Annotated in this window: 16 protein-coding genes; 15 read left to right on the top strand and 1 reads right to left on the bottom strand. The window is 64.4% G+C overall.

Annotated features, from left to right (window positions below; all coding sequences use genetic code 11):
- Positions 1-28: 28 nt before the first annotated feature.
- Positions 29-478 carry an Lrp/AsnC family transcriptional regulator gene (locus FJ956_RS08820; protein WP_140674943.1) on the bottom strand — a complete coding sequence of 150 codons (450 nt, stop codon included), beginning with the start codon at positions 476-478 and terminating at the stop codon, positions 29-31.
- Between the two features lie 128 nt (positions 479-606).
- Here FJ956_RS08820 and FJ956_RS08815 point away from each other — a divergent pair, with 128 nt between their 5' ends.
- From FJ956_RS08815 to FJ956_RS08745, 15 genes are all read left to right on the top strand, one after another.
- On the top strand, positions 607-927 hold the full coding sequence (locus FJ956_RS08815; RefSeq protein WP_140674940.1) for a DUF1330 domain-containing protein: 321 nt from the start codon (positions 607-609) through the stop codon (positions 925-927).
- Positions 928-1,452: 525 nt separating this feature from the next.
- Complete coding sequence (locus FJ956_RS08810) at positions 1,453-2,088, top strand: AraC family transcriptional regulator (RefSeq protein WP_140781957.1); 636 nt, start codon at positions 1,453-1,455, stop codon at positions 2,086-2,088.
- A 227-nt stretch (positions 2,089-2,315) separates the two neighbouring features.
- A complete protein-coding gene (locus FJ956_RS08805; RefSeq protein WP_140674934.1) occupies positions 2,316-3,335 on the top strand; it encodes a succinylglutamate desuccinylase/aspartoacylase family protein in 1,020 nt (339 codons plus the stop codon).
- A 65-nt stretch (positions 3,336-3,400) separates the two neighbouring features.
- Complete coding sequence (locus tag FJ956_RS08800; RefSeq protein ID WP_140674931.1) at positions 3,401-4,468, top strand: branched-chain amino acid aminotransferase; 1,068 nt, start codon at positions 3,401-3,403, stop codon at positions 4,466-4,468.
- A gap of 185 nt (positions 4,469-4,653) precedes the next feature.
- Positions 4,654-5,550 carry an amidohydrolase family protein gene (locus tag FJ956_RS08795; RefSeq protein ID WP_140674928.1) on the top strand — a complete coding sequence of 299 codons (897 nt, stop codon included), beginning with the start codon at positions 4,654-4,656 and terminating at the stop codon, positions 5,548-5,550.
- Positions 5,551-5,591: 41 nt separating this feature from the next.
- On the top strand, positions 5,592-6,752 hold the full coding sequence (gene argE / locus FJ956_RS08790) for an acetylornithine deacetylase (protein ID WP_140674925.1): 1,161 nt from the start codon (positions 5,592-5,594) through the stop codon (positions 6,750-6,752).
- 47 nt (positions 6,753-6,799) lie between these two features.
- On the top strand, positions 6,800-8,047 hold the full coding sequence (locus FJ956_RS08785; protein ID WP_140674922.1) for an ABC transporter substrate-binding protein: 1,248 nt from the start codon (positions 6,800-6,802) through the stop codon (positions 8,045-8,047).
- Between the two features lie 118 nt (positions 8,048-8,165).
- Positions 8,166-8,891 carry an ABC transporter ATP-binding protein gene (locus tag FJ956_RS08780; RefSeq protein WP_140675268.1) on the top strand — a complete coding sequence of 242 codons (726 nt, stop codon included), beginning with the start codon at positions 8,166-8,168 and terminating at the stop codon, positions 8,889-8,891.
- Positions 8,888-9,679, top strand: coding sequence for an ATP-binding cassette domain-containing protein (locus FJ956_RS08775; protein ID WP_140674919.1), 792 nt, complete (start codon positions 8,888-8,890; stop codon positions 9,677-9,679). The genes FJ956_RS08780 and FJ956_RS08775 overlap by 4 nt, the downstream gene beginning before the upstream one ends.
- Positions 9,676-10,563 (top strand): branched-chain amino acid ABC transporter permease, encoded by an 888-nt coding sequence (locus FJ956_RS08770; RefSeq protein ID WP_140674916.1) that lies wholly within the window; start codon positions 9,676-9,678, stop codon positions 10,561-10,563. Before FJ956_RS08775 ends, FJ956_RS08770 begins: the two co-directional genes overlap by 4 nt.
- Entirely contained in the window at positions 10,563-12,437 is a 1,875-nt protein-coding gene (locus FJ956_RS08765) for an alpha/beta fold hydrolase (protein ID WP_140674913.1), read from the top strand. The genes FJ956_RS08770 and FJ956_RS08765 overlap by 1 nt, the downstream gene beginning before the upstream one ends.
- A 331-nt stretch (positions 12,438-12,768) precedes the next feature.
- Positions 12,769-14,022 (top strand): sarcosine oxidase subunit beta family protein, encoded by a 1,254-nt coding sequence (locus FJ956_RS08760; protein WP_140674910.1) that lies wholly within the window; start codon positions 12,769-12,771, stop codon positions 14,020-14,022.
- A 14-nt stretch (positions 14,023-14,036) separates the two neighbouring features.
- Entirely contained in the window at positions 14,037-14,306 is a 270-nt protein-coding gene (locus FJ956_RS08755; RefSeq protein WP_140674907.1) for a sarcosine oxidase subunit delta, read from the top strand.
- On the top strand, positions 14,303-17,182 hold the full coding sequence (locus FJ956_RS08750; RefSeq protein WP_140674904.1) for a sarcosine oxidase subunit alpha family protein: 2,880 nt from the start codon (positions 14,303-14,305) through the stop codon (positions 17,180-17,182). Before FJ956_RS08755 ends, FJ956_RS08750 begins: the two co-directional genes overlap by 4 nt.
- Entirely contained in the window at positions 17,175-17,699 is a 525-nt protein-coding gene (locus FJ956_RS08745) for a hypothetical protein (RefSeq protein ID WP_140674902.1), read from the top strand. Before FJ956_RS08750 ends, FJ956_RS08745 begins: the two co-directional genes overlap by 8 nt.
- Positions 17,700-17,733: the final 34 nt, after the last annotated feature.

Here is a 17,733-nt window from a genome sequence, read left to right as displayed (position 1 = left end):
CTATGTTCCCTGCCTCAAGATTTCCCGCCTAAAGATTGGTCTCGTCGGGATTGAGCACCACCATCGTCGACGTCTCGGCCACCGATGGGATTGATTGCAGCACGTTGCTGATGAATTCGCGAAGCGCCGCGATGTCCTTCACCCATACCCGCAGCAGGTAGTCGATGTTTCCCGTCACGAGCAGGCATTCGGTAATCTCCGGGTGTTTCGCCACTTCGTTGAGAAACAAGCCGGCTCCTTCCGGGCCTTGCTGCCCCAGGCGCACGGAAACCATCACGCAGACGCCGAGGCCCAGCGCCGCCGGATCGATCCGCGCGGCATAACCCTGGATCACGCCCGTCTCCTCGAGCCTCTTCAGCCGGCGCGCGCAGGGCGTGGGCGAAAGGCCGACGCGCTCGGCCAGCTCCACCGTCGAGATGCGGCCGTCCTGCCGCAGCTCACGCAGGATGCGATGGTCGATACCGTCCAGTTCGATCATGGCGTTTTCAGCTAAAATTTCCTCCAACCTTGGTGATTATGCGCGAAAAATTGGCGATGACAAACGAAATTTATCGTGAATGCGCTTTGATAAAGCTATAAGCTCGATCCAAAATCAAGGAGGAGGCCATGGCCGCTTATATGATCTGCACGATGAGGGTCCACGACCCCGAAACCTACAAGAAGTACACCGCGCTCACCCCTGCCACGTTGAAGAAGTATGGTGGGAAGTTCCTGACGCGGGGCGATCAGGTGACCACATGCGAGGGCGAGACTTTCACCGACCGGATGGTCATCCTCGAATTTCCGGACGAGGCCACGGCCCGGAAATGGTACAACGACACCGACTATCAGGCGGCGTCGAAGTTCCGCCGCGCCTCTTCCGATCGCGGACGGATGATCCTGCAGCAGGGACGCGGCGAAAGCGCCGCTCCCGACCCGCTCGTCTGAGCGGGCCAAGCCGTTGAGCCGGCAAAGTGCGTCCTTAATGCATGTCGCTCGGAAGTGTGCAGCGGTTCTGGGATAACGGCATGCATAAAAACAATAACTTAAGCGCGATCCTGGGAACGCATCTTGCGATCCCCGGAAAAGTTCATGCTACAAACGTGAGCGGAACAGTGCGAGTTTTCCTTGAAACGCCGGCCCGCTTCAGGTCGAACTTGCGAGGCGAAATTTGGCTCGTTGGAGGCCGCTCATGAGGGCCGAGGATTTGCAGGTCGCGCGGGAAGCGTATGAGAATTATGCGGAATTCTACCGCAAATCTTCCTACTCCGCCTTTCCTCAGCAGCATCGCACCATCCAGGGCACCGGGCGGTCCAGCATGATACTGGTCGAGCAGGGCAGGCATGAGCTTGCCGACCCGGCCGTGGAGGAAGTCGTCATATCCACGCCCCTGTCGGCACCGGCCTGTTCCTACGACTGGAACATGGGGGACGGGTGGGCAGGGGAAAGTCTCGCACCGGGGACCTCATCATCGTGCCGCCCAACGTCGAGAGCCGCTGGCGCGTCGGCGGTCCCCGCAAGCTGGTCATACTGGCGGTGCCGGTCGACCATGTCAGGAGCTTGCTTGGCCCGGAATGTCCCGACGACCTGTCATCGGCGCTCGAGCCGCTTTCCGGCTCCACCGCGCCCAACGCGGTGGTGAGCACGCTTCTTCAGCAGCTTTGGACGCTCGGCGATCCGGAAGGTCCGCTGGGCCGCATGCTGGCGGACAGCATGGTGCTTGCGCTGATCTGCCAGGTTCTCATCCTTGCGAAAGCCGGGACCCCGTATCCGGCCTCCGGCGCCTTCTCCCCGCGGGAATGGCGGCGTGTCTGCGACTATATCGACGCCCATCTGCAGGAGGAAATCGCGCTGGCGGACCTCGCCCATCTGGCCGGGTGGAGCGTGCGGCATTTCACGCGCATGTTTCGCCAGTCCACGGGCCAGACCCCGCACAATTTCATTGTGCATAGGCGCGTCGATCGGGCAAAGGATCTGCTGAGGAAACAGAAGCTGCAACTGGCCGACGTCGCGCTCACTTGCGGTTTCGCCGACCAGAGCCATTTTACGACCTGTTTCCGCAAGGCTACCGGCCTGACCCCGCTGCGCTGGCGACGCGAGCTCGTCTGAAAGGATAGGCCGGGCCGCGCGGCCATGGCCGATCTGCGAAAGATCAATGCATGTCTCCCGAAAGTGGGAACCGGTTTCGGGACAAAGACATGCATAGAATCAAGAACTAAAGCGCCTGGAGCGAATCCGAAGGATCGCGACGCGCTTTAGGCCCTATCGCGCAAGACTTGCCTTTCCCGCTCGCCCTACGCTCGCCAGTCGATGCGGATGAAGCATGGAGAGATGCGATGAGCGACGACAAGTCCATGATCGGAACGAATATCGACTTCGATCGCGATGGGCTGCAGACGGGCACGCTGCGGCTGCCGCATTCCGTGCATCGCTCCGCCTATGGCCACATCGCCATCCCCATCGCGGTCGCCAAGAACGGCGAAGGGCCGACGGTGCTGCTGACCGGCGGCGTCCATGGCGACGAATATGAGGGTCCGATCGCGCTGGCTCGGCTCGTTCGCGAGCTCGACCTTTCCCGGCTTTCGGGAAGGCTGGTCGTCGTTCCGGCGGTCAACTATCCCGCCTTTGTCGCCGGCACCCGTACCTCGCCCATCGACGATATCAACCTAAACCGCACCTTTCCAGGCAAGCGCAACGGCACGGCGACGGAGATGATCGCCCATTACGTGACCACCGAGCTGTTGCCGCGCTCGGACTATCTGGTCGATTTCCACGCCGGCGGCAGCTCGCTGCAATACCTGCCGACGCTGCTCGCGCCGCGCTGGTCCGATCCCGCGCAGAAGCAGCGCCTGGAAGAGTTCATCGACGCCTTCGACCCGCCGAACGTGGTGTATTTCGACAGCATCAGGGCATTGAGCGGCGAAGACCGCGTCATCGGCAACTATGCGCACCAAAACAATGTCTTCTTCGTCACCGGAGAGTTCGGCGGTGGCTCGACGGTCAACATCGAAGGGCTGGCCGTCGTGGAGAACGGCCTGCGCTCGGTGCTGTCGCATCTGAAGGTGCTGGCGCCCGCGGCACCCTTGCCGAAGCGCCGTGGGAAGGTCCGCCGGCTGGTGATGGACGATCCGGGCCTCTATGCCTTCGCTTCGCGCCGGGGTTTCTTCGAGCCGCGCTTCGCGCTCGGCGACGATGTGCCGGCCGGCGCGCTTGCCGGTCTGATCTACGATCTGGACAATCCGTGGGCCGAGCCGGTTCCCGTCCATTTCAGGCATGGCGGTTTCGCAGTCTGCATCCGCACCTTCTCGCTGGTGGAAGCCGGCGACTGCCTCGGTCACCTGGCGTCCCCCGCCTGAACGGCACTTCGGTTGCGCGGGTATGGCCTGCCGCCTTCATCGACAATCAGGATATCCATAACATCATGCATGACATTCCCGTCACGCGCGCCGCGGCGCGCAAGCCGATCCCGCAAGATCTCAAGGCGAGCTTCGGCGACTACTTCTCCGACCATATGTTCCAGATGGAGTACACGGAAGGACGTGGCTGGCACGATCCCCGCATCGTGCCGTTCGGCCCGCTGCAGCTCCACCCCTCATCCTCAGTCATCCAATATGCCCAGTCGATCTTCGACGGGTCCAAGGGCTATCGCCGCGAAGACGGCTCGATCCATCTCTTCCGGCCGCAGGCCCATATCGCGCGTCTCAACCGCAGCGCCGGCGAGCTATGCATGCCGGCGGTCGACCCCGACCTCGTGCTTGCGGCGATGCGCAAGCTGATCGATCTCGATCGCGACTGGGTGCCGGCCAAGCGTGGCAACGCCATCTATGTGCGGCAGACCATGGTGGGAACCGAGGGCTACATGGTGGTGCGTCCTTCCAGGACCTACACCTATCTCGTCTTCCTCTGCCCCGTCGGCTCCTATTATTCGGAAGGCGCGGGCCCGGTCCGCATCCTCGTCTCGGAGACGCGCGTGCGCGCGGCCAAGGGCGCGATCGGCTCGGCCAAGGCCGGCGCCAACTATGCCGCCAGCCTCAAGGTGGGCCGCGAGGCCGCCGCCGCCGGCTTCAGCCAGGTGCTGTGGCTGGACAGCGTCCAGCGCCGCACCCTGGAGGAGGTCGGCACCATGAATATCATGGTGAAGATCGGCGGCCGCGTCCGCACGCCGCCATTGAGCGATTCGATCCTGCCGGGCATCACGCGCGACAGCGTGCTCACGCTCATGCGCGACTGGGGCATGGAGGTGGCCGAGGCGCCCATCGACATCGAGGACGTCGTGATGGCGTCGAGGGCCGGTACGCTGGAGGAGATGTGGGGCGTCGGCACGGCTGCCGTGATCTCCCCGGTGGGCGAGCTCGCCTGGCGCGACGAAAAGATCGTCGTCAACGGTGGCCAGACGGGGCCGGTGGCGGCGAAACTGTTCGAGCACCTGACGGGGCTGCATGCCGGGACCGTGCCCGACAGGCATGGCTGGTCCGTCGCCGTGGACTGAGACGACGCTGGTGGAGTCCTTCCTGCGAAATCGTGTCCTGGAAAGACAATACCGGCATTAGTGTTGCAATCACTATGACTGCTTGGGTTGCAGGCCGGATACGAACGGTTAGCATGCGGGTTCCGGTAAGGAGTCGTGAACGCTGACCTCCCCGGTCTGACCGCATCCCCACACCGGGAGTGTACATGTATTCGGGACCGATCATCGATCCGCACCATCACCTGTGGGACCTTTCCATGGGCAAGCATCCATGGTTGCTGCCCACGGACCCTTCGGTGCAGGCGGTGGCCGGTCTTGCCGAGATCGCCACGGACTATCTCGTGGACGACTATGTGCGCGATTCCCGGGGCCACAACATCGTCGCCACGGTCCATATAGAGGCGTTGTGGGCCGGCGATCCGGTAGGGGAGACCCGCTGGCTTGAGACCCTGGACAAGTCGAAGGGCGTGGCCTCGCGCTATGTCGGCGGCGCCTCGCTGGGCAAGCCGGAAGCGGCGGACGCCATCGCAAGACAGGCGGCGTTCGACCGGTTGACCGGCATCCGGGGCATTTTGAGCTGGCACCCGGATCCCAAGAAATGCTTCGTGACCGACCCCGAGCTCGGGCGCAATCCGCAGTGGCGCCGCGATATCGCGCGGCTGCAGGAGCATGGGCTCAACCTCGAGCTGATGATGTATCCCTACCAGGCCGGCGTCGTGCGGGAGATCGCCGAGGCGCTTCCCGGCCTGCGGATCATCATCAATCATTGCGGCAGCCCGATCGACCGCGATCTGGAAGGCATGCAGCGCTGGCGCGACGGCCTGAAGCACATCTCCTCCTGTTCGAACATCGCCATAAAGATATCGAACCCGGGCGCCTACGATCGCAACTGGACGCTGGAAAGCGTGCGCGACGTCGCCATGCATTGCATCGACTGTTTCGGCACCGAGCGCAGCATGTTCGGCACGGATTATCCGGTCTCGAAGATCCAGATGAACTTCGACCAGATCTACGACACCTTCAAGAAGATCGCGGCCGTCCTATCGCCACAGGAGCAATCGCAATTGTTCCACGACAACGCCAAGCGCTTCTACCGGCTTTGATCGGCAATCGCCGCGCCGAACCGGACGGACCAGGACAGACAATGGCACATTCCTCCGCGATCGAACTCTTGAGCCGGCTGGTCGGGTTCGACACCGTCAGCAGCCGGTCGAATCTGGAGGCGATCGACTTCGTCAAGGCCTACCTTGCCGGCTTCGGAGTGGAGAGCGTCGTCATCCCCGATGCGACAGGCACCAAGGCCAACCTGTTCGCCACGATCGGGCCGGCCGACCGGCCGGGTTATGTGCTGAGCGGCCATACCGACGTCGTCCCGGTCGAGGGACAGGAGTGGTCGCGCGACCCGTTCAACTTGTGGCGCGACGGCGACAGGCTTTACGGCCGCGGCACCTCGGACATGAAGGGCTTCGTCGCCTGCGCGCTGGCCGGCGTGCCCGCCATGCTGAAGCAGCCGCTTGCCGTGCCCATCCATCTTGCCTTGTCCTATGACGAAGAGGTCGGATGCCTGGGCGTGCACGGCATCATCGAGCACATGGCCAAGACCCTGCCGCCGCAACTCGCCGTCTTCGTCGGCGAGCCGACCGGCATGGGCGTGGTCGGCGGTCACAAGGGAAGCGCCGGCCTGCTGACAACCGTGACCGGCAAGGCCTGTCACTCGTCGCGCCCCGACCTCGGCGTGAACGCCATCTTCCATGCCATGGACCTGATGGGAGAATTGCGCTCCTACGCGAACGAACTTCGTTCGGCACCCGAGGCAGACTCGCCGTTCGAGCTGCCATACACGACGGTGAGCGTCGGCGTCGTCCAGGGCGGCACGGCGCGCAACGCCATACCCGGCGACTGCGCCTTCCAGTGGGATATCCGCGCTACTCGCGGCGGCGTCGTGGAGACGCTGGTCGAAAGGTTCCGGGCGTTCAGCGACGGCAAGGTCGTTCCGGCCATGAAGGAAGGCTTCGCCGGCTCCGCCGTGGTGACCAATATCGCCTATGACGTTCCGCCATTCGTCCTCGACGCGGGCTCGCATGCTGAAACGCTTGCCAAGCGCTTTGCCGGCCGCAACGAGGTGACGACCGTGAACTATGGATCCGAGGCCGGCATCTTCCAGTCCGCCGGCATGTCGACCATCGTCTGCGGTCCGGGGCGCGACAGTGAGGCGCACATAACCGACGAATGGATCACCGTCGAGCAGCTCGAACGTTGTTTCGGCTTCATCGACCGGCTGATTGACCATGCGCGTCATGCCTGAGAGCGCATGCCGTGGAACTGAACATCGCAAAAATGGGGAATGATCTCATGCAGAGGGGACTACTGAGACAGTTGCTTCTCGTCGGCGCGTTAAGCGCGTCGGCTCTGGGCACGGCAATGGGCGCGGCGGCCGCCGACGTCATCAAGGTCGGCGTGCTCGCGCCGCTTTCGGGACCTTCGGCCTCCGACGGCGCGGACTTCATCAAGGGCGTGGAGCTCGCCGTTGACGAAAAGAACGCCAACGGCGGCGTGGCCGGCCACACGTTCGAGATCATATCGGCGGACGTCAAGGACGGGTCGCCCGACAACGTCAGCAGCGCGGCGCAGCGCCTCATAAACACCGAAGGTGTGCAGGTCGTGCTGACCGGCTATGCCAGCCTGTCGCTTTTCGAGGTCGATCTCTTCGCCGACGCCAACATGCCTTACATCTCGTCCGGCCCGTCCGGTTCGTTTGCCGGCATCGTGAGCAAGGACCCGGGCAACTACAATTGCTGCTGGTCGCTCTCGCCGTCCTACAAGGGCTACGAGACCGACGTGCTTCCCCTGTTGGAAGGGCTGATCGCCGATGGCAAGTTCAAGCCGGCGGGCAAGAAGCTGGCGATGATCTCGTCCGACAACCCTTATTCAAAGGTCATCTCGGAAGGCATGAAGAAGTCCTTCTCCGCTGCCGGGTGGACCGTGACCGTGGACGAGATGGTGCCGTTCGGCCCCGTCAACGACTGGCGCGCTATCCTTGCCAAGGTGCGGCAGGACCCGCCGGACCTCGTGGTCAACACCGACTATCAGCCCTCGAACTCCGCTCTGTTCCTGAAACAGTTCCTGGAACAGCCGACCCAGAGCCTGGTGTTCCTGCAATACGCGCCGTCGGTTCCCGAATTCGTCGACCTGACCAAGGAACAGTCGAACGGCATCCTCTACAACCTGATCGGCGGCGGGATCGACTCGCCCGGCTGGCCGCGTGGGCAGGAAGTGCTGAAGAAGTTCCAGGACAAGTTCAAAGTCGCTCCCGGCGTCTACGGCTCGGCTCTCTACGAAGAGGCCGAGATGTATTTCGCGGCGCTGGAGAAGGTCGGCGACCCCAAGGATCATGACGCGATCGGCAAGGCGCTCGGCGAAACCAAGTTCGACGCCGCGCCGGGGCCGGTGGAATTCGATCAGGCAACGCATCTCGCAATGCAGGACGAGAACCACATTCCGGTGACCTTCTACCAGATCTGGGACGGCAAGCGCTTCCTGATCGGGCCGAAGAAATACGCTACGGGCGATTTCAAGCTTCCGCCTTGGATCAAGCAGTAGCAGAAGCCTTCCGGTCGGTACCCGAAAGTGTCCGATTTGCCGGCGCGACGTATCGCGCCGGCAAATCTCCAAGGTACCGAAGCCCCACAGCGTTCCGCTTTCGTCAAAGCAGTCTTGCATGATCCTTACGGCTGAAAATCTCACCAAGTCCTTCGGCGGTTTGCGCGCGGTGGGCGGCGTCAGCTTTGCGCTGGCCGAGAACGAAATACTCGGCGTCGCCGGGCCGAACGGCAGCGGCAAGAGCACGCTGTTCAACATCCTGACCAACATTCCCTTTCCGGCCGACAGCGGCCGCGTCGTTTTCGAGGGGAAGGAGATCCAGAACATGGCGCCGGAGGAGGTGAGCCGTTCCGGCATCGCCCGCACCTTCCAGCGCGAAAGCATCTTCGCCTCGCTGAGCGCTATCGACAATGTGCTGGTGGCCATCGAGCACAGCGGCAAGAGGCAGGGGCAGAGGCAGGACGAGATCGCCGCGATCGCGGTGCTCGACATGGTGGGCTTTCCCCAGACGCTGCACAACGCGCCGACCGCGACCCTTCCGATCTTCTTCCGCAAGATACTGATGATTGCCAGCGCCTTGGCCATGTCGCCGCGCGTGCTGCTGCTCGACGAACCGGCGTCGAGCCTGACGCCCGGCGAGATCGAGCACATGAAGGCGCTCATTCTGGGGCTGCGCCAGCGCGGCATCGCCATCCTGCTCATAGAGCACGTCCTGCCGCTGCTGATGTCGGTCTGCGACCGGCTTATCGTCCTCGACCAGGGTCGGGTGATCGCCCAGGGGCTTCCGGCCGAAGTCGTTGCCGATCCGAAAGTGGTCGAAGCCTATCTGGGGCAGGCACGATGACGGGCACGCTTCTCCTCGATGTCAGGGGCCTCGATGGCGGCTACGAGCCGCTGCAGATCTTCCGCAAGATCGACCTTTCGCTGGTGCAGGGCGCGAGCGTGGGGCTGTTCGGCCCGAACGGCCACGGCAAGACCACGTTCCTGAAAACCCTGTCCGGTATTATCGATCCGTGGGACGGGGACATTTTCTTCGACGGTGTCCAGCTCAACCGGCCGGGCGCGCGCGGCAGCCGGCGCTGGCGCAATTTCAACTACGATGCCATAACCCGGCGCCGGATGGATCCGAAAGCGGTGGCGCGTGCCGGGCTGATCCACGTCCCGCAGGGAAACCTGCTGTTCCCGGACATGACCGTCGCCGAAACGCTGTCGATCGCGCCCTATGCTTCACGCGGGCGCGCCAATGCGGCGGAGACGCTGGACACGGTCTTCCGGCTCTTTCCCCGGGTGCACGAGCGGCTCGGCCACAAGATTCGCTTCCTTTCGGGCGGCGAGCGCCAGATGGTGGCCATAGGCGTCGGGCTAATGGTGGCGCCGAAGCTTCTCATCCTCGACGAGCCGACGCTGGGCTTGTCGCCCAAGCTGCGCGGGGAACTCGCGTCGGCGATCCAGACCATCCGGGGATCCGGCGTGCCGCTGATCGTGGTCGATCAGGACATCGCCTTCCTCGAGGAGCTGATCGACACGCTCTACCTCTTCGATCACGGCCGCATCTCGCGTCGCATCGAGAAGGCCGACATGCCAACGCATGAAGAGATCATGAAACTGATGTTCGGCGAGGATCACCATTGACCCTTGAGACCCTTAACCTGATCCTGCTCGGCGGCATCGTGCTGGGCGCTCTCTATGCGCTGATGGCGACCGGGCTGGCGCTCGTATGGACGACGCTCGGCATCTTCAATTTCGCCCATGGGACGTTCATCGCGCTCGGCGCTTATATCGCCTGGCAGATCGCCAGCACCGAAGCCTCGGGCGCCGGCCTGCTGGCCGGGGCGGCGGTCTCCATCATCGGCATGTTCGTCATCGGCATGCTCGTCTACTACCTCCTGATCAAGCCTTTCGAACGAAGCCCGGACATCGTGGTGAAATCCGTCATCACCACGCTGGCGGGCGCGACCATCCTGGAAAACGTCATCAACCTCGTCTGGGGACCGCGCAACAGGCAGCTTTCTCCTCTGCTCGGCGGAGACATGTCGCTCTTCGGCATCACCATATCCCGCAACGAGATGGCGGTGGTGGCGCTGGCGCTGGTCATCCTGGCGGCGCTCGGCGTGTTCCTGCAGCGCGCCCCGCTTGGTCGCGCCATGCGCGCCGTGGCGCAGAACCGCGAGGCGGCGCAGCTGATGGGCATCGATGTCGAGCGGCTCTATGCGATCGCCTTCGGTCTGTCGGCGGCGCTGGCGGCGCTGGCCGGCATCCTGATCGGCTCCACCCGCTTCATGAACCCTTCGATGGGCTCCGATCCGCTGATGAAGGCGCTGATCGTGGTGATCTTCGGCGGCATCGCGCGCTTCACCGGCCCGATCTACGCGGCCTTCATTGTTGGCCTTCTCGAGGCTGTCATGACCTATCTCGTCGGCCTCTACTGGAGCCCGACAGTGCTTTTCGCCATCATGATCGTCGTGCTCGTCGCCAAGCCAGAAGGCCTGTTTGGCCGCTACAGGAAATCCGTCTGATGCGGTACAGCCCGTCCTTCGCCCGCGGTTCCGGGCTGATCCCGGTTCTGGTCGTCCTGGCCGTGCTGGCGCTTGTGCCGCTGCTTTCCTCGAACATGTATCTGCGGCATCTCCTTGTGCTGGCCTTCGTGTTCGGCATCGTGGCCTCGAGCTGGGACCTCAGCCTTGGGTATGGCGGCCTGTTCAATTTCGCCCATGTCGCGCTCTTCACCATCGGCACCTACGCGTTCGGACTGGTCGGCCAGACTCTCGGTCTGTCGCCCTGGCTGGGCATAGCCTTCGCCGGCGTCGCCGCGGGGCTCGTCGCGGCCCTCATAACGCTGCCCATTCTCAGGCTTTCAGGCATCTACATCATCCTGGTGACCATTGCGGCCTCGCAGGTGCTCTACCAGATCATCATCAGCCAGTCCGACATCACCGGCGGCACGTCGGGCATGGTAAGCCTGCCGGCGCTCGATCTCTTCGGCTACCGCTTCAATCGCGGCGGCAAGGTCGGCTATTACTATCTGGCCCTGCTGATGCTGGTGGCCTCCACCATCATCCTCTACAAGATCACCCGCTCGCGTTTCGGCCGCGCCATCGTGGCCATGCGCGACCATAAATACTATGCCATCTCGCGCGGCATGTCGGAGACGCGCATCCGGCTGTTCACGCTGACGGTGAGCGCCGCGCTGAGCGGCGTGGCGGGCGGCTTCTACGGCTCCTACATGCGCGTGGCCTCTCCCGACAATTTCGGCCTCGGGCTGCTTGGCCTGCTGCTCTCGATGCTTTTGCTCGGCGGTACCGGAACGATCTGGGGTCCGATCCTTGCCGCCTTCTTCGTGACCATGGTGTCGGAGGTCTTCGCTGCCTACGGCGCCTGGCGCAACATCATCATGTCGCTGTTGCTGATCGTCATCCTGATCTTCTATCCGGGTGGCCTGTGGGCGTTGCTGCAGACATTTCGTGAAGCGCTCGATGTTGTCCGTTCGCAGGCGACGGCCGGGCTGCGCCGCCGCTTCGGCCTCGGGCAGCGAGAAGCGATGACCGGAGCGCGTGAGACGATGGTCGCCAGCCGCCATGGCAGGATCGCCGTGGCCGACACCGGCGGTGACAAACCGGCGCTCCTCTTCATTCACGGCAATTCCTCCGCCAAGGAAGTGTTCGCAAACCAGTTCAAGGCGTTCAGCGACCGCTATCGCGTGATCTCCTTCGACCTGCCCGGTCACGGCGTTTCCGACAACGCCGATCCGGAAAAGGACTATAGCGTCGAGGCCTTCGCCGACGTGGCCGAAGACGTGCTCAAGGCGCTCGGCGCGGCAAACCCCTTTGTGTTCGGCTGGTCGCTGGGCGGCTATATCGCCATCGAGCTCGCGGCCCGGGGCTATCCCGTGAGGGCGCTTGCCATTTCCGGCACGCCGCCGCTCAGGGTGGTTCCGGAAGATGTCGGCCGCGCCTACGACGCGACCAGCCATTTCGTTCTGGCGAGCAAGACCTTCCTGTCGCCGGCCGAGAGCCGCGACTTCGCTGCGTCGACGACCGGCCCGAAAACGCCGGAGACGGTCCACCTCCATCGAGCCGTGCGCAGGACCGACGGGCGCGCCCGCGCCTATACGCTGGGCAAGCTCCAGATCGTCGACTGGCCGCGCCAGATGCGTTTCCTGCGCTCGGCCGCGATACCATTCGCCGTCCTGAACGGCTCGGACGATCCGTTCCTCAATCATCGGTATTTCCGGGATCTCAAGCTCGAGCAGTGGACCGGCGAGCCGGACGACATCCAGGGCGGCAAGCACGCGCCTTTCCTGCTGAAGCCGGCGATCTTCAACGAAAAGGTCGCCGCTTTCCTGCGCGCCGCCGAAGCAAGAAGCCGTCATGGCGCCGACGCTGTCGCCTGATGTCTTGAGCGGGAAGCCGCCATGAGTGTCGGGGCGCCAGGTTAAGCGGTCCACCAGCCTCAGGAACACTGCTTACGCAGGCTTTCGGGGCTTATCGGGCTCGTTGGACCAATGCCCAAAATCTGTGAAACGCGCGGAAGCGCGCTAATATGCTTTGAATGGACACAGGTGTACATTCGCGTTAAGTGTCTGCTTGGCGCTGCTTTGCGGCGTTCGGCACCAACGGCGGGTATCTTAAGGGGCGATCGATGCACATGTTCGAGCTGGAGACCCGGCGACCAAGCCCTTGCGGTGGAGCGATGTCACTGGCCTCTGACGGCGGTTTGGGCGCATGACGAGGCAGTACTCGGCGCTTTCGCTCTTCAAGGAGGGCATCGCCGGTCAGACCGGTTGGGAAAAGGCCTGGCGCTCTCCTGATCCGAAACCGCGCTACGACGCGATCATAATCGGCGGCGGCGGGCACGGCCTCGCCACCGCCTACTATCTCGCCAAAAATCACGGCATCACCAACGTCGCGCTCCTGGAGAAGGGATGGATCGGAGGCGGCAATACCGGCCGCAACACGACGGTGGTGCGGTCGAATTACTTCTACCCTGAGAGCGCGGCGATCTACGGACTGGCCCACAGCCTCTACAAGAGCCTTTCGACGGACCTGAACTACAATGTGATGTTTTCCGCGCGCGGCATCCTCACGCTCGCGCACAGCGAAGCGGGAATGGAAACCGCCGCGCGGTCGATCAACGCCATTCAGGTCAACGGCATCGATTGCGAGTCGTTCTCGGTCGAGGACGTGCGTCGCGTCGTGCCGATCTACAATTTCAGCCCGGACGCACGCTTCCCCGTCTATGGCGGCACCTGGCAGCCAAGCGGCGGCACCGCCCGCCATGACGCTGTCGCCTGGGGCTACGCCCGCGCAGCGAGCCGTCTCGGTGTCGACATCATCCAGAATTGCGAGATTTCCAATTTCATCATCGAGGATAGGCGCTGCCGTGGCGTCGTCACCTCGCGCGGCGCAATCCGGGCCGAGCGCACAGGCATGGCGGTGGCCGGCCATTCGTCGGTGCTGGCGGCGAAAGCGGGATTCCGGCTGCCGGTCAATTCCTATGCGCTGCAGGCCTGCGTGTCCGAACCGGTCAAGCCGATCATCGACACCGTGGTGATCTCGCCGGACATGGGCGTTTATGTCAGCCAGTCGGACAAGGGCGAATTGGTGATCGGCGGCGCGCTCGACCGCATCCCGTCATACGGCCAGCGCGGCAACCTGCCGGTGCTGGAAGGCGTGATCGCCGGCATGCTCGAGATGTTCCCGGTCTTCGGCCAGCTGAAGATGATGCGGCAATGGGCGGGCATCGTCGACGTGGTCCCGGATTCCTCGCCCATTATCGGCGAGTCGCCGCTGCCCGGCCTTTTCCTCAACTGCGGCTGGGGCACGGGCGGCTTCAAGGCGATCCCCGCCGGCGGCACCCTGCTTGCCCATCTGCTGGCGACGGGAAAACACCACGACATCAGCCGGCCCTTCGATCTCGACCGCTTCGCCCGCGGCCGCCTGATCGACGAGGCCGCCGGCTCCGGCATTGCCCATTGAAGGTCTAGAAGAAGATGCAGATCTTTCCCTGTCCGTTCTGCGGGCCGCGCGAAGAAAGCGAGTTTCACTATGGCGGCGAGGCCGGCAATCTGAGGCCCGACGGCAGCGATGTGACCGCCGAGCGCTGGGCCGGTTATCTCCACATGCGCGACAATCCGAAGGGGCCGACGCGAGAGATCTGGGTGCATATGACATGCGGCGAGTTCCTCGCGATGAGCCGCGACAGCGTCAATCACAAGGTGTCGGGCTCTTCCGTGCTCGGCGAAACGGAGCACGGCGCATGAGCGCTTCCCGTCTCGACGCCGGCGGCAGCGACATTGATCGCGCTCGTCCGCTGAGCTTCACCTTCGACGGCAGGCGTGTCGAGGGTTTTGTCGGCGACACGATCGCCTCCGCCCTGCTCGCGAGCGGCCAGGCAGTGGTCGGCCGCAGCTTCAAATACCATCGGCCGCGCGGTATCTGGGGCTCCGGCGTCGAGGAGCCCAACGCGCTGGTCGATGTCGAGAGCGCGCTCGGCCGCGTGCCGAATGCGCGCGCGACGACCGTGCAAGCCGTCGACGGCATCAAGGTCAAGAGCGTCAACGCTTCGCCGACGGCCGAGACCGACCGCAACGCCGTTCTGGATCGCTTCGCCCGCTTCCTGCCCGCCGCCTTCTACTACAAGACCTTCATGTGGCCGGACTGGCACCTGTTCGAGCCGCGCATCCGCGCCATGGCCGGGCTTGGCATCGTCGATAGCGACTGGAAGCCGCGCCAGGTCTCGGACCAGATCAACCATCATTGCGACGTCCTGGTGGTCGGCGCCGGGCCCGCCGGCCTTGCCGCGGCGGCCAGCGCGGCGGCGGCTGGACACTCGGTCGTCCTGGTCGACGACAGGACGCATCCCGGCGGGACGCTGCGTCACCGCGCTGGCGAAGTCGATGGCGTCGAGGGCAAGGCGTGGGTCGACGCGACAGTTGCCAGGCTAAAGAGCGATGGCCAGCTCGTGCTCAACGATACGACCGCTTTCGGCCTTTACGACCACAATCTGGTCGCGCTCAACCAGCGGCACTTCGACGGTCGGCCGGACACGCTTTGGCGCGTGCGGCCCCGCCGCATCGTGCTGGCGACGGGCGCGATCGAACGGCCCGTGCCGTTCGCCAACAACGACCTTCCGGGAATCCTCTCCGCCGATGCGGCGCTCAGCTATCTGCGCCGGCATGGCGTGCTTGTCGGCCGCGAGATCGTGGTCGCGACCAACAACGACAGCGCCTATGAACCTGCCTCCGCGCTCGCCGCTGCCGGCGCTTCGGTGACGGTGGTCGACTGCCGGCGCGACAGCGGTGCGCAAGCGAAGACCGGCATTCGTGTTCTGGGCGGCCGGATGGTAGTCGCGGCGCGCGGCCGCAACGCCGTCCAGTGTGTCCTGCTGGACGATGGCACGACGCTTGGCGTCGACTGCGTCCTCGTCTCCGGCGGCTTGACACCCACCGTGCACCTCTTCTCGCAGGCGAAAGGCAAGCTCGCCTGGAGCGACCAACTTGCGGCCTTCATTCCCGGCGAAGCCATCGACGGGATTGGCGTCGCGGGCGCCGTGGCCGGCACGGTTTCGCTTTCGGATGCCTTGGCCGGCGGCGCCGTGGCCCCCGGCGACTTCGGCTCGTCGACGCCGGCGCCTCGCGGCACGGGGGCGGAAGCATCGCTCGGCGTCGTCAACCTGTGGCCGAAACCCAAGGCCAAGGGGCGCGTCTGGATCGACTATCAGAGCGACGTCACCGCAAAGGATGTCGAGCTCGCGGCGCGGGAGAACTTCGTCTCGGTCGAGCACCTGAAGCGCTACACCACGCTCGGCATGGCGACCGACCAGGGTAAGACCTCGAACCTGAACGGTCTGGCGCTGCTGGCTGACATCACCGGGCGCGGCATCGCCGAAGTCGGCACCACGACCTACCGGCCGCCATTCACGCCTGTCCCATTCGCCAGCCTTGCGGGAGCGCGTCGGGGCAGCATGCACGCGCCGGTCCGCCGTCTGCCGCTGGAGGCAAACCATCGCGCCGCCGGCGGGGTGTTCCAGGAATATGGCGGCTGGCTGAGGCCTGCCTATTATGGCGGCGGTGAAGCCGGCGCCTCGATCCAGGAGGAGGCGCGGCGGGCCCGGCAATCCGTGGCGCTCTTCGACGGTTCGACGCTGGGCAAGATCGAGGTGATCGGCCCGCGCGCGGCCGAGTTTGTCGACTTCATCTATTACAACACCATGTCGACACTGAAGCCGGGTCATTGCCGCTATGGCTTCATGCTGTCGGAAAACGGCGTCGTCTTCGATGACGGCGTCCTGGTCCGCCTGGACGAGCATCGCTTCATCGTCTCCTGCTCATCGTCGCATGTCGGCGCGGTCCACGCGCGCCTCGAGGAATGGCGGCAGGACCGTTTCGGCCGCGACGCGGTCTATATCCACAATGCCACCGCGCACTACGCCACCTTGACCGTTTCGGGTCCGAATGCGCGCCAGGTCGTGGGAGCGCTCGATCTGGGCGCAGCACTTGACGATGCCAGCCTGCCGCATATGGCCGTCGCCGCCGGCCGCTTTGGCGGCGACGAGGTGCGCATCGCCCGGGTCTCCTTCACCGGCGACCGCAGCTACGAGATCTCCATCCGCGCCGACCAGGCGGAGGCGCTGTGGGCGAGGATGCAGCAGGAGGGCCGCGCCTTCGACGCCGTGCTGCTCGGGCTCGAGTCGCTGATGATCCTGCGTGCCGAGAAGGGATACATCGTCATCGGCAAGGACACCGACGGAACCACCATGCCGCACGATCTCGGCGTCGCCGGACCGCGGACCAAACGCGCCAACGAGTTCGTCGGCCGGCGCTCGCTTTTCACCGAAGCGGGGAACAGCATGGACCGCAACCAGCTCGTCGGCCTTGCGCTGCGCCAAGGCGAGGCGCCGCTGGCGACCGGCGCGCATGGCGTGGAGAAACGCGACGGACGCCTCAGGAGCATCGGTTTCGTCACCTCCAGCTATCAGAGCCCGACCTTGGGACGCCCGGTTGCGCTCGCGCTCATCGAACGAGGCGCGGCGCGACATGGCGAGACGATAGACGTTCAACATCTGGGTGTCGTGCGGCAGGCAACGATCGTCGCGCCCTGCGCCTTCGATCCGGAAGGGAGCCGGCTCCATGCGTAACCTTGCCGAAAAGTGGCCGGCGGCGCCCGACTGGGCCACCACTACGCTCAGCAAAGGCAGCGTCGGCGTGCGAACGCTTGGCGGGCTGAACCAGCTTCTGGTCAGCGGCGACCTTGTCGCCTGGTCGAAGGCTTCGGCGCTTGCCGGCGAAGGTGTCGGCGCCGGCGCAATTGCCAGCGGCGACCGATACATGGCGCGGATTGCGCGCGACCGCCTTCTTGCGGTCGGAGAGCAGCCGTTCCCCATTGCGGCCGGCTGGCACGCGGCCGGTTTCGCGGTGACGGTCATGGATGCCGGACTGCATGTGTTCGAGATCGAGGGGCCGGACCTGGATCGCCTGATCGCCAGGGGCACGGCGCTCGATCCAGGAGCGGCAAGCCGCTCGGCTTCGATCCTTTTTGCCGGCGTCGGCATTCTCTTCTACCGGTTCGGGAACCCCCATCGGGCGCGTCTCCACGTCGACCGGGGCCTTGCCCCGTATCTTTGGGAGTGGCTTGAACAAGCGCAAGTATTGTAGCGTGGTGGTTTCAGGTCTATCTAGCCGGCGTTCA

Source organism: Mesorhizobium sp. B2-4-3 (genome assembly GCF_006442815.1).
Lineage (GTDB): Bacteria > Pseudomonadota > Alphaproteobacteria > Rhizobiales > Rhizobiaceae > Mesorhizobium.
Note: the sequence above shows the minus strand (reverse complement) of the source record. Positions and strands in the feature narration are given on the sequence as shown.